The 19,351-nt window shown below is 68.2% G+C and carries 14 protein-coding genes and 1 tRNA gene; 14 read left to right on the top strand and 1 reads right to left on the bottom strand.

Going from position 1 to position 19,351, the window contains the following annotated elements; translation table 11 throughout:
- Positions 1–159: 159 nt before the first annotated feature.
- The 6 genes from ACERLL_RS07145 (at position 160) to ACERLL_RS07120 (ending at position 7,673) form a co-directional block, all read left to right on the top strand.
- A complete protein-coding gene (locus tag ACERLL_RS07145) occupies positions 160–927 on the top strand; it encodes an MBL fold metallo-hydrolase (RefSeq protein WP_373655381.1) in 768 nt (255 codons plus the stop codon).
- A gap of 125 nt (positions 928–1,052) precedes the next feature.
- Positions 1,053–2,354: a surface lipoprotein assembly modifier gene (locus ACERLL_RS07140; protein ID WP_373655380.1), complete on the top strand. Its 1,302-nt coding sequence runs from the start codon at positions 1,053–1,055 to the stop codon at positions 2,352–2,354.
- Between the two features lie 12 nt (positions 2,355–2,366).
- Positions 2,367–3,581 carry a FecR family protein gene (locus tag ACERLL_RS07135; protein WP_373655379.1) on the top strand — a complete coding sequence of 405 codons (1,215 nt, stop codon included), beginning with the start codon at positions 2,367–2,369 and terminating at the stop codon, positions 3,579–3,581.
- Between the two features lie 43 nt (positions 3,582–3,624).
- Entirely contained in the window at positions 3,625–5,190 is a 1,566-nt protein-coding gene (locus ACERLL_RS07130) for a FecR family protein (protein WP_373655378.1), read from the top strand.
- A 15-nt stretch (positions 5,191–5,205) separates the two neighbouring features.
- Positions 5,206–6,855, top strand: a complete 1,650-nt coding sequence (locus ACERLL_RS07125; protein ID WP_373655377.1) for an HD domain-containing phosphohydrolase — start codon at positions 5,206–5,208, stop codon at positions 6,853–6,855.
- A gap of 308 nt (positions 6,856–7,163) precedes the next feature.
- Positions 7,164–7,673, top strand: coding sequence for an REP-associated tyrosine transposase (locus ACERLL_RS07120; RefSeq protein ID WP_373655376.1), 510 nt, complete (start codon positions 7,164–7,166; stop codon positions 7,671–7,673).
- 290 nt (positions 7,674–7,963) lie between these two features.
- On the opposite strand, the gene ACERLL_RS07115 is transcribed toward ACERLL_RS07120, so the two are convergent.
- The gene (locus tag ACERLL_RS07115; RefSeq protein ID WP_373655375.1) at positions 7,964–10,195 is read right to left on the bottom strand and encodes a CHASE2 domain-containing protein; all 2,232 of its coding nucleotides are present in this window, start codon (positions 10,193–10,195) and stop codon (positions 7,964–7,966) included.
- A 259-nt stretch (positions 10,196–10,454) separates the two neighbouring features.
- Here ACERLL_RS07115 and ACERLL_RS07110 point away from each other — a divergent pair, with 259 nt between their 5' ends.
- The 8 genes from ACERLL_RS07110 to lon all read left to right on the top strand — a co-directional run bounded on the left by ACERLL_RS07110 (position 10,455) and on the right by lon (position 19,131).
- Entirely contained in the window at positions 10,455–11,336 is an 882-nt protein-coding gene (locus ACERLL_RS07110; protein ID WP_373655374.1) for a PfkB family carbohydrate kinase, read from the top strand.
- On the top strand, positions 11,333–12,286 hold the full coding sequence (locus ACERLL_RS07105) for a bile acid:sodium symporter family protein (protein ID WP_373655373.1): 954 nt from the start codon (positions 11,333–11,335) through the stop codon (positions 12,284–12,286). The genes ACERLL_RS07110 and ACERLL_RS07105 overlap by 4 nt, the downstream gene beginning before the upstream one ends.
- A 334-nt stretch (positions 12,287–12,620) precedes the next feature.
- Positions 12,621–12,875, top strand: a complete 255-nt coding sequence (locus ACERLL_RS07100; RefSeq protein WP_373655372.1) for a hypothetical protein — start codon at positions 12,621–12,623, stop codon at positions 12,873–12,875.
- Positions 12,876–12,946: 71 nt separating this feature from the next.
- Positions 12,947–13,031, top strand: a tRNA-Leu gene (locus tag ACERLL_RS07095).
- 189 nt (positions 13,032–13,220) lie between these two features.
- Positions 13,221–14,564 (top strand): trigger factor, encoded by a 1,344-nt coding sequence (gene tig / locus ACERLL_RS07090; protein ID WP_373655371.1) that lies wholly within the window; start codon positions 13,221–13,223, stop codon positions 14,562–14,564.
- Between the two features lie 154 nt (positions 14,565–14,718).
- Complete coding sequence (gene clpP / locus ACERLL_RS07085) at positions 14,719–15,318, top strand: ATP-dependent Clp endopeptidase proteolytic subunit ClpP (protein ID WP_373655517.1); 600 nt, start codon at positions 14,719–14,721, stop codon at positions 15,316–15,318.
- 12 nt (positions 15,319–15,330) lie between these two features.
- The gene (clpX, locus tag ACERLL_RS07080; RefSeq protein WP_373655370.1) at positions 15,331–16,623 is read left to right on the top strand and encodes an ATP-dependent Clp protease ATP-binding subunit ClpX; all 1,293 of its coding nucleotides are present in this window, start codon (positions 15,331–15,333) and stop codon (positions 16,621–16,623) included.
- Between the two features lie 87 nt (positions 16,624–16,710).
- Positions 16,711–19,131, top strand: coding sequence for an endopeptidase La (gene lon, locus ACERLL_RS07075; protein ID WP_373655369.1), 2,421 nt, complete (start codon positions 16,711–16,713; stop codon positions 19,129–19,131).
- Positions 19,132–19,351: the final 220 nt, after the last annotated feature.

Below are 19,351 nucleotides of genomic sequence, written 5' to 3'. Positions count from 1 at the left end.
GGGGGCGGGGGTCCGAAACCCGGGAGCCCCCGCCTATCGTAGCCGCCACACGTCCTTTTGGGGAGTGCCCTGATCCGTTGCGGGGTAGACCCCATGGCGGCATCCGGGTATGGTTCCTGTCGCGGGAAAGAGGGGGCCGACAAGGGCGGGGAGAACCGTATGCAGCTGCGGGTGCTCGGTTGCAGCGGCGGGGTGCAGCACGGCGCGCATACCACATCCTTTCTGTTGGACGACGACATCCTGGTGGACGCGGGTTCCGGCGTGGGGGAGCTGGACCTCGATTCCATGGCCGGGATCCGCCATATCTTTCTGTCCCATTCCCATCTCGATCACATCGGCTTCCTGCCGCTCCTTATCGACACCATCTTCGAGCGCATCCGCGAGCCGCTGGTGGTCCACGCCCGCGAGGCCACCCTGCAGGCCCTGCACGAGTACATATTCAACTGGGTGATCTGGCCGGACTTCACCGTCCTGCCCACCCCGGAGCGGCCCGTGGTGCGCTTCGAGCCCATGGAGCCCGGCGAGGTCCGGGAGCTGGAGGGCCGGCGCGTGGAGATGCTGCCCGTCCGCCACGTGGTGCCGGCCGCGGGCTTCCGCCTGAGCGACGGCGCTTCCGTGCTGGCCTTCAGCGGCGACTGCTCCACCAACGAGGTCCTCTGGGACGCCCTCAACAGCGGGCCGCGCCTGGACCACCTGCTGGTGGAGGCCGCCTTCCCCAACGAGAGCACGGAGCTGGCCCAGCAAGCCGGCCACTACACGCCGGACCTGCTGGCCGAGGACCTGCGCCGGCTTCGCCACCGGCCTGTGATCTGGATCACACATCGCATGCCGGGCGAGGAGGAGCGCATTTTCGCTGAGTGCCAACGGGCCATCGGCGATCGCGACGTGCGTCCCCTGGAGTCGGGGAAGGTGCTTCCGGAGGGATAGCGCCGGAGTCGGACTGTCAGTGCAAGGGGGGATTTCGTTATGCTCCGGGGCGCCATGGCGCGGCCCCGGGTCGGGCTGTGCCAACGGGCGGGAGCGTGCCTATGCGGGGATGGCGGAACTGGATTTTGGCGGGACTTCTGGGGGCTTCCTCGGCGGTCCACGCGCAGTCGGAGCTGGCGCCCCTGCGGGAGATGGTCCAGCAGGGGCGGATGGAGGCCGCCTACCAGTGGGCCCTGGAGCACCGCGCCGAGTACGAGGGGCGGTCCGGCTTCGACTTCTACTACGGCACCGCGGCCATCGACACCGGCCACGTGGCCGAGGGCATCTTCGCCCTGGAGCGCGTCCTCATGCGGAAGCCGGGCCTGGACCGGGCGCGCCTGGAGCTGGCGCGCGGCTACTTCCTGCTCGGCGAGGACCGGCGGGCCCGGGAGGAATTCCGCACCGTCCTCGCCCATGACCCGCCCCAGGCGGTGGTGGCCACCGTGGAGCGCTTCCTGGAGGCCATCCGCCGCCGCGCCGACCGCTACGAGACCGTCCTCACCGCCTACGCCGAGATGGGCGCCGGCTACGACACCAACGTCAACAGCGCCACCGACGCCGACAGCGTCGCCATCTTCGACGGCGCCCTGCAGCTCGAGCTGAGCGATTCCAGCCAGGAGCAGGCGGACCTCTTCCTGCGCTCCGCCGCCGGCGGCACCGTCCGCCATCCGCTGAGCCCCGACACCGGCGTCTACGGCGGCATCGACGTCCGCGGCCGCTTTCATCCCGACGAGAGCGACTTCGACACCGGGCTGCTGGCCGGCCGCGCCGGCTGGGAGTGGCGCGGCATCGACACCCGGCTGCGCCTAACGGCGCGCGCCCAGCGCTTCTTCCTGGACGCCGGCCCCTACCGCGACAGCTACGGCCTGGGCGGTGACCTGCGCTACACCTTGACCGACACCACGGCGGGAACCGGCTTCGCCCGGGTCAACCGCATCGAGTACACCGGACAGTCCATCCGCGACTCCAAGATGCTGACCGTCGGTGTCGGCGGCTCCCACCTGTTCCTCGGCGCCTACCAGCCGGCGGTGTCCGCTTCCCTGTACGCCGGGCGGGAATTGGCCGACGACAATTCCGACGCCGCCGAGGCCATCGCCGAGCGGACCCTCTACGGCCTGCAAGCGGGACTGCGCTTCGTCCTCGATCCCGATTGGACATTGCGTGTCAACGGCCAGGCGCGTTATAGCGGATACGGGGAGGAGCATGCTCTGTTCGGCGAGACCCGTAAGGAAACCTACTACCAGGCCGACGTGGCCCTGGACTGGCGGTACGACCGGCACTGGAGCGCCGGCCCCCGTCTGCGCCACAGCCGCAACGACGCCAACATCGCCCTCTACGAGTACCAGCGCACCCAGCTCTGGGTGCAGGTCCGGTACGACTACTTCTAGGAGGGAGGGCCCATGATCGCAGTGCCGCCCGAAAATCCATTCCGCCTTACCGGCGCGCCCCGCCGGGGAAACAGGCCCGCCCGAGCGGCGCGTGGCACCGCCCCCGCCTGGCCCGATTCGGCGCTGTCGCGGCCGGAGGCCGCTCCCACGGGGGGCCTCGCTGGTGGGAGCCGGGATTGTGGAAGCGGCCTCCGGCCGCGACTCCTGGAAGGGGCCACCGTCGATTCCGAATCCTCCCCGGTCCAGCCAGCGCGGCGGGAGAGTTCTGACCGAGAAGCCGCCCCGGCCCGTGGCGGCTCCCGTGGGAGCGGCCTCCGGCCGCGACGCCGTTCCCCGGCCCGGAGGCTCCTCCCCCTGGCGGCCCTGCTGCTGGCCGCCCCGGGCGCGCACGCCGCCGAGGTGGTGGGCCGGGTGCTGAGCGCCGTGGGCCCCGTGACCGCCGTGGTCCCGGAGGGCCCCGAGCGGGCCCTGGAGCGCCGCTCCCCGATCCACCAGGGCGAGACCCTGGTCACCGGTGCCGAGGGCCGGGCCCAGGTGCGCTTCGCCGACCGCGGCCTGGTGGCCCTGCGCCCCGGCTCCCGTCTGCGGGTGAAGCGCTACACCGCCGAGCCCGGCAAGGCCGAGGAGCCCGAGGCGGTGCTGGAGCTGCTGGAGGGCGGCCTGCGCACCATCACCGGCACGGTCTCCGACACCAACCGGGACGGCTACCGCATGGAGACCCCGGCGGCCTCCATCGGCATCCGCGGCACCGTCTACGCCCTGGCGGTGGGCGAGGCGGGCCTGCACGGCGGCGTGCAGCAGGGCCGCATCGAGGTCCGCAACCAGGCCGGCGCGGCCCTGGTGGAGGCGGGCACCTACTTCCACGTTGCGGCGCCCACCGTGGCGCCCGAACAGCTCATGGAGCCGCCGCGCCCGCTCCTGAAGGGATGGCGCGGGGAGCTGCGCGGCCAAGGCAAGGCCGAGTCCCCCGAGGAGTGGCGCCGGCGGCCGGACGCCGCCGGCCCCCCGGGCAAGGGCGAGGCGAAGGGCAGAGACCGGGGACGCAAGGCCCGGCCCATCGACGCCCTGGAGAAGGGCCCCGGTAATGCCCCGGCGGTGGACAACGGCCCGCCCCGGCCCAACGAGCGGGTGCGCGCCTCGGGCAATCCGAAGCCCCTGCCGCCGCAGTCCAACGGCGGCGGCAACGGGGGCGACAAGGACAGCCCGGGCAAGGGCCACAACAAATAACCGGAATCGGGAACCGGCCGCGGGCGGCCGATAGGAGAAGCCAATGACAGGGGTTCGGGCAATCGGGCTGTATGTCCTCGGTGTGGCCGTGTACCTGTCCGGTATGGGCCCGGCGGTGGCCGCCGAGACGGTGGGACGGGTCATTACCCAGGTGGGCGAGGTGGTGGCCGTGGGCCCCGACGGCGAGCGGCGCCCGCTGCGACGGCGCTCCGAGATCCGCGAGGGCGAGCGGGTTGTCACCGGCGAGGGCGGTCGGGCCCAGGTGCGCTTCAAGGACGGCGCCCTGGTGGACATCAAGCCCGACTCCGCCTTCGCCGTGAAGCGCTACCGCTCCGAGGAGGCCGGCGACGAGGAGGACAGCGCCGTCATGGGCCTGCTCAAGGGCGGCATGCGCACCATCACCGGCGCCGTGGGCGGCGGCGAGGGGCAGGAGTACGAGGTGGAGACCCCCGTGGCCAGCATCGGCGTGCGCGGCACCCAGTACCTCCTGCGCCTCTGCGACGGCGCCTGTGGCGACGTGCCCGGCGGCCTCTACGGCGGCGTGACCCAGGGCCGCATCGCCGTCTCCAACGACGCCGGCAGCAAGACCTTCGGCGGCGACCGCTACTTCCACGTGGCCTCCCGGGGCGACCTGCCGCGCGGCATCCTCCAGCCCCCTACCGACCTGGTGGCCGCCACCGGCGGCCGGGGCGGCGGCGAGGACGGTGAAGGCGGTGACGGGGAAGGGGACGCTGGGGAGAGCGGGGAAGACGCGTCCGGGGAAAACCTGGGCAGCGCCCTCAATGCCCTGGCGGACCAGGACGACTCCATGCAGGTATTCGAGGTGCCGGAGGAGGACTTCGAGGCTTCGGAGGAATCCAATAACGAAGGACAGCCCACAGGGCTGGAATCGGATCCTACACCAGAACCTGAAATTTGGGGTGCCTCCCATTTGCTTGCCCAGGAAACCTTATACTCGGGGTATTCTGGAATGGGCTACCCGGAGTCTGGGGCTACTGTAAGCATCGATGATGAGGGTGTACTGAAAGCCCAAACAATAACCGCAACCGAAAATCTAGTAATAATGGATTTTCAGGCTAATCAGGGTGCGGAACCCGCTGGGACCGGGAGGAATTTGGATCTTGGAGTTTATTGGGGGAGATGGGCCGCGGGCGATTTCAGTCTGAAGAATACAGTTCCCGGTGAGCCTGCAGGCGACTTTCATTATGCATATGTCACAGATCCTACCGCCGCGGAACAGTTGGGAAGTCTAACTGGAACCGCCACATATAATTGGGGTGGAGGAACCACTCCTACTAGTAGCACTGGCACTTGGCAGGTAGATTCTTTTTCTATGGATGTGAACTTTGGAGATAGGCAGATTTCCGGGGCAAGTTTGGAGCTTTCTCCTCATAAGGGAACATCCGGCGATTCCTTCATCGTAAATGAATACTCTTCTGTGGAACTATCTTCAAATTTTAGAATAACAATGGGCGCTTCAGGGGCGCAGGGTACTATATATGGACAATTTGTGGGTCCCTCTGCCGAGGGAAGCATGGTGATTTTCTCAGTGAAAGATGCAATCGAACTTGGTTCAACTGTGACAGGTGCGGGCCTGCTAAAACGATAAGCGCAGGAGTCCGTCATGACGGAAGTCCAAAGCAATAGATCGGTAGAAGCCCTTCTCGAACGCCTGGAGCGCCTCAACGCCATCGGCACCGCGCTGTCCGCCGAGCGGGACACCACGCGGCTCCTGGAGCAGATCCTGGTGGGCGCCAAGGAGCTCACCGGCGCCGACGGCGGCACCCTGTACCTGAAGAACGAGGCCGGGGACGCCCTGGACTTCCGCATCGTCCGCAACGATTCCCTGGGCATCGCCATGGGCGGCACCAGCGGCGAGACGGTTTCCCTGGGCGCGGTGCCCCTCCACGACGGCGCGGGGGCGCCCAACTACCACAACGTGGCCGCCTATGCCGCCCTCACCGGCAACACCGTGAACATCGCCGACGCCTACACGGCGGAGGGCTACGATTTCTCCGGGACCCGCGCCTTCGACGAGCAGACCGGCTATCGCTCGCGCTCCTTCCTGACCCTGCCGCTGGTGAGCCACGAGGGCGAGATGCTGGGGGTGCTGCAGCTCCTCAACGCCAAGTCCGAGGCCGACGGCGCGGTCACCGAGTTCTCCCCCGAGGACCAGCGCCTCGCCGAGTCCCTGGCCTCCCAGGCGGCGGTGGCGCTCTCCCAGCAGCAGCTCATCGACGCCCAGCGCGAGCTGTTCGAGTCCTTCATCCGCCTCATCGCCAAGGCCATCGACGAGAAGTCCAAGCACACCAGCGGCCACTGCCAGCGGGTGCCCGAGCTCACCATGATGATCGCCGACGCCGCTCAGCGGGCGGAGTACGGCAGCCTGGCCGAGTACGGCTTCTCTTCGGAGGAGCGCTACGAGCTGGAGATCGCCGCCTGGCTGCACGACTGCGGCAAGGTGACCACGCCCGAGCCGGTCATGGACAAGGAGACCAAGCTCCACGCCATGTACGACCGCATCAATGCCGTGGACACCCGTTTCGAGGTGCTGAAGCGCGACGCGGAGATCGCCGCCCTGCGCGAGCGCCTGGCGGCGGCCGAGGCGGGGCGGGAGCCGGCGGCGGAGGCCTCCGAGGCCGCCGTGGCGGAACAGCGGCGCACCCTGGACGAGGAGCGGGATTTCCTGCGCCGGGCCAACGTCGGCGGCGAGTTCATGCCGCCGGAGGAGCAGGAGCGGGTGCGCGCCATCGGCACGGAGCGCCGCTGGCGGGGGCCGGACGGCGCGGAGTGGCCGCTGCTGGACGAGGACGAGATCCATAACCTGTCCATCGCCAAGGGCACCCTGACCCCCGAGGAGCGGGAGGTCATGAAGGACCACATGCGGGTGACCATGGACATGCTCGAGGCGCTGCCCTATCCCCGCCACCTGCGCCGGGTGCCGGACCTCGCCGGCGGCCACCACGAGCGCATGGACGGCCAGGGCTACCCCCGCGGCCTGGTGGGCTACGAGAACCCCGACGGCGCCCGCATGATGGCCATCGCCGATGTCTTCGAGGCCCTCACCGCCGCCGACCGCCCCTACAAGACCCCCATGCCGCTGTCCCAGGCCCTCACCATCATGGGCCGCATGTGCGAGGACAGCCACTTCGACCCGGACCTATTCGACCTCTTCATCCGCGAGCGGGTCTACATGGACTACGCCGAGCGCTTCCTGAAGCCGGAGCAGATCGATGAGGTGGACGAAAGCGTCATCCCCGGCTACCAGCCCTGAGCGGGAATTGGGGGATCTACAGCGGTGTCGCGGCCGGAGGCCGCTCCCACAGGGCCCTTTTCGGATGGGGATGCCTGGGTTTTGGGGCGTAGGGGCTGAGGCTTTGTCGCGGCCAGGGGCCGCTCCTACAAGTGTCTTTCGGGCCGGGAGCGCGTTCTGTGGAGCGGCCTCCGGCCGGGTGAACCGCTCAGTCGTTCCCTCAGGCGCCGTTGTCGGTCGCTACAAAGCCCCTGGGCCCGGCTCCCGGGCTGGAAGGGCCGTTGTGGGAGCGGCCTCCGGCCGAGACGCCGTTCCTGAAGAGGCCGCACATGCCCCCGGACGATCCCCCGAAAGGATACAGGCAGCTTTGCAAAGGCCGAACCTCCATCCCCGGACAGGTATATATTCTCACCACCGTCACCCATCTCCGCCGTCCGGTCTTTTCCAGCCTTAACGACGCCCGCATTCTTATCCGGACCCTTCGCCACCAGCATGAGTCCGGCCAGGTGGACTCCCTGGCTTTCGTTGTCATGCCCGACCACCTGCATTGGCTGGTGGCCCTGCGGGACTCCGGGGAGCTTTCCAAAGTGATGCGATCGGTGAAGACCTATTCAGCCCGGAAAATCCAGTCCCGGTGCGAAATGGCCCCGAGCGGGGGGAGGTTCTGGCAGACGGGCTTCCATGACCGGGCGGTTCGACGGGAAGAGGATTTCAGGGCTCTGGCCCGCTACATCGTGGCCAATCCGCTCCGTGCCGGTCTGGCGGAAAAAATCGGGGATTATCCCCACTGGGACGCGGTCTGGCTGGACGGGGGCGACCCGGCTGGCGGGCTGGTCTGAAAGTCGCGGCCGGAGGCCGCTCCCACGGGGCCCTTTTCGGATGGGGATGGCCTGGGTTTTGGGGCGTAGGGCCGAGGTTTTGTCGCGGCCGGAGGCCGCTCCTACAAGTGCCTTTCGGGCCGGGAGCGCGTTCTGTGGAGCGCTCTCCAGCCGGGCAAACCAAACCGGGCTGTCGTTTCCGCAGGCGCCATTGCCGGTCGCTACAAAGCCCCTGGACCCGGCTCCCGGGCCGGAAGGGCCGTTGTGGGAGCGGCCTCCGGCCGCGACGACCCGGAAATCCGTCTCGACGCCTACTTGCTCTCGTGCCGGTACACCCCGTCCCAATCCGCCGGCATCCGGGTGGGGTCGATGCTTTCGATGCGCTCCAGGTAGAGCTCGTAGAGGCGCTCGTCGGGCTTGGCCCGGGACAGCTCGGTGAACAGCTCCTCGGCCTCTGCCCACTCCCGCCGCCAGTAAGCTGAAAGTGCCTGCTCGAGCTTGTCCACCTCCGCCAGCAGCTCGGCGCTGGCCTCCTCGCGCGGGCAGAGCGGCTCGAAGATGGTCAGGGGCTCGTCGCGGCCCTTCACCTGCACCCGGTCCAGGCGCCGGAACAGGATCTCGTCCTCCAGGCCCTCCCGGGTCACGTCGCTGACCACGATCGACGCGCCGTAGTGCTTGGTAAGCCCCTCCAGGCGGGAGCCCAGGTTCACGGCGTCGCCGAGTACGGTGTAGCTGCGCCGGTACTCGGAGCCCATGTTGCCCACGTTCATGGCGCCGGAGTTGAGGCCCACGCCGATGTCCACGTCGGGCAGTCCCTCCTTTTGGAACTGGAAGCGCAGGCGCTCGGCCTCGCCGCGCATGGCCAGGGCCGCCTTGACGCCGTTGCGGGCGTGCTCGGGGTCCTCCAGCGGCGCGCCCCAGAAGGCCATGATCATGTCGCCCACGTACTTGTCGATGGTGCCGCGGTGCTCGAAGATCACCCGCGTCATGGGCGTGAAGAAGCGGTTGAGGAGGTCCTTGAGCTCGGCGGCGGAGAGCTGCTCGGAGATGGCCGTGAAGCCGCGGATGTCGGCGAACAGCACGGTCATGTCCCGGCGCTCGCCTTCCATGCTGGAGGCGCTTTCCGGGTCCTGGGTCATCTCGTCCACCAGCTCCGGCGGCACGTACTGGCCGAACATGTCCTTGAGGCGCCGCCGGCCGCGCTCGGCGAACAGGAAGCCGTAGGCCATGTTCAGGGTGCCCAGCCCGAGCACCAGGAACAGCGGCAGGGCGATGGGAATGACCCAGTGCCACTGGCTCCACACCAGCACGTTGCCGGCCACCAGGGCGAGGCCCAGGGCGCCGGTGAGCAGGGAGAGGGTCAGGGGGCGCAGCAGGGGCAGCGCCACCGCCAGCAGCAGGCCCATGACCAGCATGAAGATGAAGTTGGCGCCCTCGGCCCAGGCGGGGCTGCGCGGGAACGAGCGGTTCAGCAGGCCGCGCAGGACGTTGGCGTGCACCTCCACGCCGGGGTAGACGCTCTGTACCGGGGTGGCCCGCAGGTCGTAGAGGCCGCGCGCCGTGGTGCCGATGAGCACCAGCTTGCCGGCCAGCTTGTCGGCGCTCACCTCCCCGGAGAGTACGTCGGTGGCGGAGATGTAGGGGAAGCTGCCCGCCGCGCCGCGGTAGGGCACCAGCACGTCGCCGTGGCCCCCGGTGGGGATGCGCAGGCCGCCCATGTCGAGGTGGTCCACGGTCTGCACCTCGCCCACCGGGGCGGTCACCACCCGCACCCGCTCGGCCAGGAGGTAGAGGCGCGCCATCTCCAGTGCCAGCGACGGGTACAGGGTGTCATTATGGGCCAGGATCAGGTGGTAGCGGCGCAGGATGCCGTCGCGATCCGGGAAGATGGAGAAGAAGCCGCCGGAGGCGGCGGCCTCCTGCAGCATGGGCAGGTTGCCCAGGTGGTGGTCCATGACCTGGATGGAGGTGCCCTCGGGGCCCTGGAGCTCGGCGGTGGGGAGCGGCGGTCCCAGGGCGCCCTTCTTGGGGCCCTCGCGGCTCAGCATGTAGCCCATCACCACGTCGTGGCCGTCCAGGGCGCGCGCCAGGGCGCGGTCGTCGTCCAGGGCGGGGGCGGCGGCGGACAGGGTGGCGAGCACCTCCGCCGAGGGGTCCACGCCGGGCGCCTGCTCCAGGTGGCGGGCCGTGGTGGCGGCCAGATTGCGCTGCGGCTCGGCGAAGACCATGTCCATGCCCACCACCACGGCGCCGGCCTCGAACAGGCGGTCGACGAGCTGCGCCACCTTGTCGCGGGGCCAGGGCCAGCGCCCTTCGGCGTCCAGGGACTTCTCGTCGATGTCCACGATGGCCACCGGCTCCCGTTTCTCCGTGGAGAAGGGCAGGGTGACGCGGAAGCGCAGGTCGTAGGCCACCCCTTCGAGACGCTTGCGCAGGTCCTGGACCACCGGAGCATTGGTCTGCTGGGCCCAGAGGGTCAGGACGACCAGGGCCGCGCCCAGGAGGATGGGAATGTAGTGCGCCTTCAGCTTGCCCCGGATCATGCCTGCTCCCCAATGGTATTCACCCCGGCAGTATAGCGGTCGAGCCGTTGCTGGCCAGGGGGGGATGTCCCGTGTCTCCGGGACAGGCCGTCCCGGGACTGCCCGGTGTCCCATGACGCGGTACACTCCGGCGGGGGCATTTCGTGCCGGGGGTTGCCGGATTTTGGTGTCGCGGCCGGAGGCCGCTCCCACAAACCAGGCGCCAACGGTAGGGCCCCTGTGGGAGCGGCCTCCGGCCGCGACGGATAAGGAGGCAGGAATGGCCGAGATCCTGGGCGTGGGCGGCGCCACCCTGGACATAGTCAACGTGGTGGCCGCCTATCCGGAGGAGGACAGCGAGGTGCGCGCCGAGCACCAGCGGGTGCGGCTCGGCGGCAACGTGGCCAACACGCTGGCGGTTCTCGCCCAGCTCGGCCACCGGTGCGCCTGGTCCGGGGTGTGGGCCGACGAGCCGGACGGCCGGCGCATCGTCGCCGATCTGGAGGCCTGCGGCGTGCGCACGGATCCGGCCCGGGGTCTGCCGGCGGGCAAGTCGCCCACCAGCTACATCACCCTGAGCCGGGCCAACGGCAGCCGCACCATCATCCACTGCCGGGACCTGCCGGAGCTGGACGCGGCGACCTTCGAGGCGCTGGACGTGACCCCGTACCGGTGGGTGCACGTGGAGGCGCGGCCCAACACGTCCGATGTGCTACGGATGATCCGCCACGTGCGCCGCCACAACCCGCGGGCCTGGATCTCCCTGGAGGTGGAGAAGGCCCGCGACGGTCTGGCGCACTGCCTGCACGACCCCGACGTGCTGCTGTTCTCGGGGGACTATGCCCGCCGCCAGGGGCATGCGGGGCCGGAGGCCTTCCTGCGGAGCCTGGACCCGGCGGCGGTTCCGGGGCTCAAGGTGTGCACCTGGGGCGCCGAGGGGGCGATGGCGCTGGATAACGCCGGCCGCCTCCACCATCGCCCGGCGCATCCGCCCGCCCGGGTGGTGGATACGGTGGGGGCCGGGGATACCTTCAACGCCGGACTCATCGACGCCATGGCGCGCGGCCGGTCCCTGGACGAGGCGCTGGAGGCCGCGGTGCGGCTGGCGGGGCGCAAGTGCGGCCAGGAGGGCCTGGGCGGCCTGGCGGAGGGGCCGGCATGATCCTGCGCGCCGTGACGGGGCTGTTCCCGCTGTGGGCCCTGGTGGGCGCGGTGGCCGCCTACGCCGCGCCCGGGGCCTTCGCGCCCGCCAGTCCGGCCATCCTGCCGCTTCTGGGCTTGGTCATGTTCGGCATGGGCATGACCCTGACACCGGCCAATTTCGCCGAGGTGCTGCGCCGGCCCGGTATGGTGGGGCTGGGGGTGGTGCTCCAGTACGGCATCATGCCCGCCGCCGCCTTCGCCGCGGGGCGGCTCCTGGACCTGCCGCCGGCGCTGGTGGCGGGCATGGTGCTGGTGGGGAGCTGCCCCGGCGGCACCGCCTCCAACGTCATCTGCTACCTGGGGCGGGGCGACGTGGCCCTCTCCATCACCCTCACCGCCGTATCCACCCTGCTGGCCGTGCTCCTGACCCCCGCGCTCACCTGGCTTTACGTGGGCCGCACCGTGCCCGTGCCGGTGGGCAGCATGCTGGTCACCATCGCCGAGGTGGTGCTGGTGCCCGTGGCCCTGGGCGTGGCGGCGAACGTCCTGGCCGGCGGGCGCCTGCACGGGCTGAAGCGGGTGTTCCCGGCGGTTTCGGTGGCGGCCATTGTCCTCATCATCGCCATCGTGGTGGCGCTGAACCGTGCCACCCTCGCCGGGCTGGCCCCCGCCCTGGTGGCGGCGGTGGTGCTGCACAACGGCATCGGCCTGGGGGCGGGGTACGGGGCCGCCCGGCTGCTGGGGCTCGACGCGCGCCGCGCCCGCACCCTGGCCATCGAGGTGGGCATGCAGAACTCCGGGCTCGGCGTGGCCCTGGCGGCCAAGTACCTGCCCGCCGCGGCGGCCCTTCCCGGCGCGGTTTTCAGCGTCTGGCACAACCTGTCGGGCTCGGCGCTGGCGGCCTACTGGTCGCGGCGGGCGCCCGGCGGGGAAGCCGGGCTGCGGAGCGGCCGGGCCCGCGGGGCCTGAGGAGGCGGCGCCCCGGGCCGGAGAAACACGCCGTGGGAGCGGCCTCCGGCCGCGACAGAGGTGCCGGTGGGCCCGAAGGGCGGGGCGAGGCCTCCGGGCTCCAAGGGGACCCTGTCCTTCCGACTTCCCTTCAGTCGCCCTCCGACCTCGCCCCGCCCTTCGGGGAATGCTTTTTACGATTGCACCGCGTCAAGTCGCGGCCGGAGGCCGCTCCCACGGGCATGCGGCCCGGCGCTCCGCGCGACCGACCCCGGAAAATGCCCGGAGCCATTGCGTTTCCGGAGTCCGCACGGTATGAAGGAGGGGCGGCTCCTGGCAGCCGGGAGGGCGGCCCATGCGACGTGTGATCCGGACCCATTGCGGCTGCCGCATCGTCTGCGAATGTCCCGAAACCACGGAGTGGGACTGGTGGTGCGATGCCGATGCGGTTGCCTTCTATTGCCGGTTGGTGGCCTACCGCGACCGGGAGGGCCACTGGTTCGACAGCACCGGGGCGCGGGTGGGCGGCCACCAGTTCGATCGCATCCCCAGCGCCGGGGTGACGCTGTTCGACTGCGTGCGTCTCGCCCCGGCGGTAGCCACGACTTGAGCACGGCGCGCGAAACCAGCGGTCTAGGCAGGTATCGGGGCATGTGGTAGCCTGCCTCGCTTGACCGCCGTGCGAAAGTGGCGGAATTGGTAGACGCGCTGGATTTAGGATCCAGTGCCTTCGGGCGTGGGGGTTCGAGTCCCCCCTTTCGCACCAAACGCGACCCGCAAATCCCTCCTGCAATCATCCCGTTTGAAATCCCCGGAGTGAACAGGGCCCGTTCGTTGTCGTCACTGCTGCGATCCAGCTCCGATTCCCGATGCGGCAGACCACGGGGCGGCGGGTGTGGGGGGTCCGGTATTCGGCCCGATTTGTAACCAGGAATCAGAGAACGAGGGGCAGAACATGGAAGTTTCGGTCAACGAGGGTTCTGGGCTGCAGCGCCAGGTAACCGTGACGGTCCCCGCGGAGCGGGTGAACCAGGAGCTCGATCAGCGCCTGAGCCAGCTCGCCAAGAACGTGAAGCTCCCCGGTTTCCGGCCCGGCAAGGTCCCCCTGTCGGTGGTGGAGAGCAAGTACCGGGACGAGGTTTACGGCGAGGTGCTCAACGCCCTGGTCTCCGAGACCTACAGCAGCGCGCTGGAGGAGCACTCCCTGAACCCCGTGGCCCAGCCCGACCTCCAGCCCGGCGAGCTGCAGCGGGGGCAGGATTTCTCCTACACGGCCACCTTCGATGTCTATCCGGAGATCGAGCCCACCGGCTACAAGGGCCTGGAGCTGGAGAAGAAGACGGCCGAGGTGGCCGACTCCGATATCGACGACACCATCGAACGGCTGCGCCAGATGCGCGCCGACTTCCAGGAGGTGGAGCGCGCCGCCGCCGAGGGCGATCAGGTGGTGGTGGACTTCATCGGCCGCATCGACGGCGAGGCCTTCGAGGGGGGCGAGGCCTCCGACTATCCCATGGAGCTTGGCGAGGGCCGCCACCTGAAGGAGATGGAGGAGGGCCTGGTGGGCGCCTCCGCCGGGGAGACCCGCACCATCGACGTACCCTTCCCGGAGGATTACCCCAACGAAGAGCTGGCTGGTAAGACGGCCCAGTTCGAGGTGACCGTCAAGCAGGTCCGCGAGAAGGCGCTGCCCGAGGTGAACGAGGAGTTCATCAAGGGCTTCGGCGTGGAGGACGGCTCCCTGGAGACCCTACGCTCCGACATCCGCGAAGGCCTGGAGCGGGAGGTCTCGGAACGGGGCCGCGAGGAGCTGCGCCGCCAGATCTTCGAGAAGCTGGGCGAGGCCAACGACTTCCAGGTTCCGGAGCAGCTCGTGGAGCGCCAGATCGACCGCCTGGTGGAATCGCAGAAGAACCAGTACCGCCAGCAGGGCCTGGACCCCGACACCCTCGGCCTGGATTCCGACGCGATGCGCGAGCAGTTCCGGGAGAACGCCGCCAATCAGGTCAAGATCGGCCTGACCATACCGGAGATCGCTAGCGCCGAGGAGATCGAGACCACCCAGGACGAGGTCCGGGAAGAGCTCGAGCGCATGGCCGATCAGTACGGCTCCCAGCGGGACCAGTTCATGCAGTACGTGGCCCAGAACCAGGAGCAGATGCAGGAGGTCGAAGGTAGAGCGCTCGAAACCAAGGTGATAGATTGGATCGTCGAGAATGCCCAGGTGAACGAGGAAAATGTGCCCGTCAGCACCCTGTTGGGCTGGGACGAGGAATCGGGCGACGGCGAGGGGCAGTAGCGCCCGGGCCGGGTGGGGACGGATGCCGAGCTTGAAACCCCGGGGCATCGTCCCCATCTAAGGGATTACCCGATACCTTCAAACAACCGATAAGACCAGGACACCGCAATTGGATTGGGAACCGAGTCAGCACGGAGCGGTCGATACACAGGCGCTGGGCTACGTGCCCATGGTCGTGGAGCAGACCGGCCGCGGCGAGCGTGCCTATGACATCTACTCCCGCCTCCTCAAGGAGCGAATCGTCTTTCTGGTGGGCCCGGTGGAGGACCACATGGCCAATGTGGTGGTGGCCCAGCTCCTGTTCCTGGAGGCGGATAACCCCGACAAGGATATCTACCTCTACATCAACAGCCCCGGGGGTTCGGTGACGGCCGGCCTGGCCATCTACGACACCATGCGCTTCATCCGGCCCGACGTTTCCACGCTCTGCGTGGGGCAGGCGGCCAGCATGGGGGCGCTGCTGCTTACCGCGGGGGCGGAAGGCAAGCGGCATATGCTTCCCCACTCCCGGGCCATGATCCATCAGCCGTTGGGCGGCTTCCAGGGGCAGGCCACGGACGTGGACATCCACGCCCGCGAGATCCTGAAGACCCGCGAGACCCTCAACAAGATCATGCAGGAGCACACGGGTCAGAGTTACGAGCGAATTCAAGAGGACACCGAGCGCGACTTCTTCATGTCGAGCAACGAAGCGGTGGACTATGGACTCGTTGATTCGGTCCTGGAGAATCGTCCCTCCGGAGGGACCGGCTAAAGGTATCCAGCGATGAGCGATGACAAGGAAGGCCGCAACAACGGCGGGGAACAGCTTCTCTACTGTTCCTTCTGCGGGAAGAGTCAGCACGAGGTCCGCAAGCTGATCGCGGGCCCGTCGGTATTCATCTGCGACGAGTGCGTGGATCTCTGCAACGAGATTACCGCCGAGGAAGAGGAGGAGCCTTCCTCCCTGTCCGGCCTCGAGGGTCTGCCCCGGCCGCGGGAGATCTTCGATACCCTCGATGATTACGTGGTGGGCCAGGATCTGGCCAAACGGGTGCTCTCCGTGGCCGTCTACAACCACTACAAGCGGCTGGAGTCCCGCGAGCAGGAGGACGAGGTGGAGCTCTCCAAGAGCAACATCCTCCTCATGGGGCCCACCGGCTCCGGCAAGACGCTGCTCGCGCAGACGCTGGCCCGGATCCTGAACGTTCCCTTCGCCATCGCCGACGCCACTACCCTCACGGAGGCGGGCTACGTCGGCGAGGACGTGGAGAACATCATTCAGAAGATCCTCCAGAACTGCGACTACGACGTGGAGAAGGCGCAGCGCGGGATCATCTACATCGACGAGATCGACAAGGTCACCCGCAAGTCGGAGAACCCCTCCATAACCCGCGACGTGTCGGGCGAGGGGGTGCAGCAGGCCCTGCTCAAGCTCATCGAGGGCACGACCGCTTCGGTGCCGCCGCAGGGGGGGCGCAAGCATCCCCAGCAGGAGACCCTGCAGGTGGATACCACCAATATGCTCTTCATCGCTGGCGGCGCCTTCAACGGCCTGGAGGACGTGATCCGGCGGCGCAGCGAGACCGGCGGCATCGGCTTCGCCGCCGAGGTGCGCAGCGAGGAGGAGAAGGGCAAGCGCGACGAGCTGCTGCGCAAGGTGGAGCCGGACGACCTGATCAAGTACGGCCTGATCCCCGAGTTCGTGGGCCGGCTGCCGGTGCTCGCCACGCTGGACGAGCTCGACGAGGAGGCCCTGATCTCCATCCTCACCGAGCCCAAGAACTCCCTCGTGAAGCAGTACGAGCGGCTGTTCGAGATGGACGGCGTGGAGCTGGAGCTGCGCGACGACGCCTTGCACGCGGTGGCCCGCAAGGCCATCGAGCGGGGAACCGGGGCTCGGGGCCTGCGCTCCATCCTGGAGTCCGCCATGCTCGAGATCATGTACGAGCTGCCCTCCATGAGCGGTGTCAAGAAGTGCGTCATCGACGCCTCCGTGATCGAGGAGGGCGGGGATCCGCTGCTGATCTACGAGGACGAGGAAGAGAACCGATACGCCGGGGGCGACGCCCAGCGCTGAGGCCCCGGCGCTACAGGCGTGCGGCGGCGCCTGGCCGGCTTTCCGCCGGGCGGGCGCCTCCGAGCGCCGAGGAAGGTAAAGCACGATATGGCCGAACAGGAACAGAATCCGATTACCGCGCAAACCGGGGACGTGGTGCCCGTCCTGCCGCTGCGGGACGTGGTGATCTTCCCGCACATGGTGATCCCGCTGTTCGTGGGCCGGGAAAAGTCCATCGCCGCCCTCGAGGAGGCGATGGCCAACGACAAGCAGATCCTGCTCGTGGCGCAGAAGGACGCCTCCGTGGACGAGCCGGAGGCGGAAGGCGTGCATCAGGTGGGCACGCTCTCCACCATCCTGCAGCTGCTCAAGCTGCCCGATGGCACCGTGAAGGTGCTCGTGGAAGGCGGCAAGCGGGCCAAGGTCGCCGACTTCCAGGCGGAAGGCGAATACTATACCGCGCAGGTGGAGCTCCTCTCCGAGGGTCCGTTCGAGGACAAGGAGATGGATGCCCTCATGCGCTCGGTGATCAACCAGTTCGAGCAGTACGTCAAGCTCTCCAAGAAGACGCCGCCGGAGGTGCTCACCAGCCTCTCCTCCATTGAGGACCCGGCGCGCCTCGCCGACACCATCGCCGCGCACCTCTCGCTGAAGGTGGAGGAGAAGCAGGAGGTCCTGGAGATGGAGGACCTCCGCGAGCGGCTGGAGCATCTGTACTCCATGATGGAGTCTGAGATCGACCTCCTGCAGGTGGAGAAGCGCATCCGCGGCCGCGTGAAGTCGCAGATGGAGAAGTCCCAGCGCGAGTACTACCTGAATGAGCAGATGAAGGCCATTCAGAAGGAGCTCGGCGAGCTGGAGGACGGCGGCAACGAGGCCGACGAGCTGGAGGAGAAGGTCGAGAACGCGGGCATGCCCAAGGAGGTCAAGGAGAAGGCCGACAAGGAGCTCAAGAAGCTGCGCATGATGAGCCCCATGTCCGCCGAGGCCACCGTGGTCCGCAACTACATCGACTGGCTGGTGGCCGTGCCGTGGAAGAAGAAGTCCCGGCTCACCCGCGACCTGGGCAAGGCCCAGCGGGTGCTGGACGAGGACCACTACGGCCTGGAGAAGATCAAGGAGCGGATCCTCGAGTACTTGGCCGTGCAGCAGCGGTCCAAGAAGCTCAAGGGCCCCATCCTGTGCCTCGTCGGACCGCCGGGCGTGGGCAAGACCTCGCTCGGCAAGTCCATCGCCCGTGCCACGAACCGCAAGTTCATCCGCATGAGCCTGGGCGGCGTGCGCGACGAGGCGGAGATCCGGGGCCACCGGCGCACCTACATCGGCGCGCTGCCCGGCAAGATCGTCCAGAACCTCTCCAAGACCGGGACCCGCAACCCGCTCATGCTCCTGGACGAGGTGGACAAGATGGGCATGGACTTCCGGGGCGATCCGGCCTCCGCGCTGCTGGAGGTGCTGGACCCGGAGCAGAACTACCACTTCCAGGACCACTACCTGGAGGCGGAGGTGGACCTGTCGCAGGTCATGTTCATCACCACTGCCAACAGCATGAACATCCCCCCGGCGCTGCGGGACCGCATGGAGATCATCCAGCTCCCCGGCTACACCGAGGAGGAGAAGCTCCACATCGCCGAGCAGTACCTCCTGCCCAAGCAGAAGGAGGCCAACGGGCTCAAGAAGGACGAGCTCACCGTCTCCCAGAATGCGGTGCTGGACATCATCCGGCGCTACACCCGCGAGGCCGGCGTCCGGAACCTGGAGCGGGAGATGGGCACCCTGTGCCGCAAGGCGGCCAAGGAGCTGCTCACGGACAACAAGCGCAAGAAGGTCCAGATCACCCACAAGAACCTGGAGAAGTACCTCGGGGTGCCGCGCTACCGCTACGGGCAGGCCGAGGAGGAGAACCAGGTGGGTGCCGCCACCGGCTTGGCCTGGACGGAGGTGGGAGGCGACATCCTTACCATCGAGGCAACCGTGGTGCCCGGCAAGGGCAAGCTGACCATCACCGGCCAGCTCGGCGACGTCATGCAGGAGTCCATCCAGGCGGCCATGAGCGTGGTCCGTGCCCGCTCGCGCTGGCTGGGCCTGGAGCCGGACTTCTACCAGAAGCACGACATCCACGTGCACGTCCCCGAGGGCGCCACGCCCAAGGACGGTCCCTCCGCGGGCATCGGCATGTGCACCTCGATCATCTCCTCCTTTACGGGCATTCCCGTGCGGGCGGATGTGGGCATGACCGGTGAGCTGACCCTGCGGGGCCGGGTGCTACCCATCGGCGGGCTGAAGGAGAAGCTCCTCGCGGCGCGCCGCAGCGGCCTCAAGGAGGTGGCCATCCCCCGGGAGAACGAGAAGGACCTCACCGAGATCCCGGCGAATATCAAGGATCCGCTGACGATCCATACGGTGGATACCATCGACGAGGTGCTGAAGATCGCCCTGGAGTACCTGCCGGAGCCGCTCCCCGAGGCGGGGCCGAGCCCCAAGGGAGAGGATCGGGACTCCACTCAGGAACGGCCAACAGCGCATTAGAAAATTCTAAAAACGGAAAACCGGGTCGGATTCCGACCCGGTTTTTTTGTGTTGAGCAACGGAAAGAACGCTGGTATGTTGCATTTCCAGTGTCCGGGGTTCCTTGCGCGAAGCTCGACAGTCCGCCGAGTTTCGAAAATTTAATGGTTTTTTTGTCAGGGGGCCTTCAGCGCGGTGTTTTTCATGGTTGACATTGTCGCGCAAGGGCTCGTATAAGAAA

The organism is Thiohalorhabdus sp. Cl-TMA, from assembly GCF_041821045.1.
Lineage (GTDB): Bacteria > Pseudomonadota > Gammaproteobacteria > Thiohalorhabdales > Thiohalorhabdaceae > Thiohalorhabdus > Thiohalorhabdus methylotropha.
Note: the sequence above shows the minus strand (reverse complement) of the source record. Positions and strands in the feature narration are given on the sequence as shown.

What these genes read in the sequence shown, in the direction of transcription:
- ACERLL_RS07145 (WP_373655381.1), top strand. Translation starts at nt 160, where the DNA reads ATGCAGCTGCGGGTGCTCGGTTGCAGCGGCGGGGTGCAGCACGGCGCG.
- ACERLL_RS07135 (WP_373655379.1), top strand. Translation starts at nt 2,367, where the DNA reads ATGATCGCAGTGCCGCCCGAAAATCCATTCCGCCTTACCGGCGCGCCC.
- ACERLL_RS07130 (WP_373655378.1), top strand. Translation starts at nt 3,625, where the DNA reads ATGACAGGGGTTCGGGCAATCGGGCTGTATGTCCTCGGTGTGGCCGTG.
- ACERLL_RS07125 (WP_373655377.1), top strand. Translation starts at nt 5,206, where the DNA reads ATGACGGAAGTCCAAAGCAATAGATCGGTAGAAGCCCTTCTCGAACGC.
- ACERLL_RS07120 (WP_373655376.1), top strand. Translation starts at nt 7,164, where the DNA reads ATGCCCCCGGACGATCCCCCGAAAGGATACAGGCAGCTTTGCAAAGGC.
- ACERLL_RS07115 (WP_373655375.1), bottom strand. Translation starts at nt 10,195, where the DNA reads ATGATCCGGGGCAAGCTGAAGGCGCACTACATTCCCATCCTCCTGGGC.
- ACERLL_RS07110 (WP_373655374.1), top strand. Translation starts at nt 10,455, where the DNA reads ATGGCCGAGATCCTGGGCGTGGGCGGCGCCACCCTGGACATAGTCAAC.
- ACERLL_RS07105 (WP_373655373.1), top strand. Translation starts at nt 11,333, where the DNA reads ATGATCCTGCGCGCCGTGACGGGGCTGTTCCCGCTGTGGGCCCTGGTG.
- ACERLL_RS07100 (WP_373655372.1), top strand. Translation starts at nt 12,621, where the DNA reads ATGCGACGTGTGATCCGGACCCATTGCGGCTGCCGCATCGTCTGCGAA.
- tig (WP_373655371.1), top strand. Translation starts at nt 13,221, where the DNA reads ATGGAAGTTTCGGTCAACGAGGGTTCTGGGCTGCAGCGCCAGGTAACC.
- clpX (WP_373655370.1), top strand. Translation starts at nt 15,331, where the DNA reads ATGAGCGATGACAAGGAAGGCCGCAACAACGGCGGGGAACAGCTTCTC.
- lon (WP_373655369.1), top strand. Translation starts at nt 16,711, where the DNA reads ATGGCCGAACAGGAACAGAATCCGATTACCGCGCAAACCGGGGACGTG.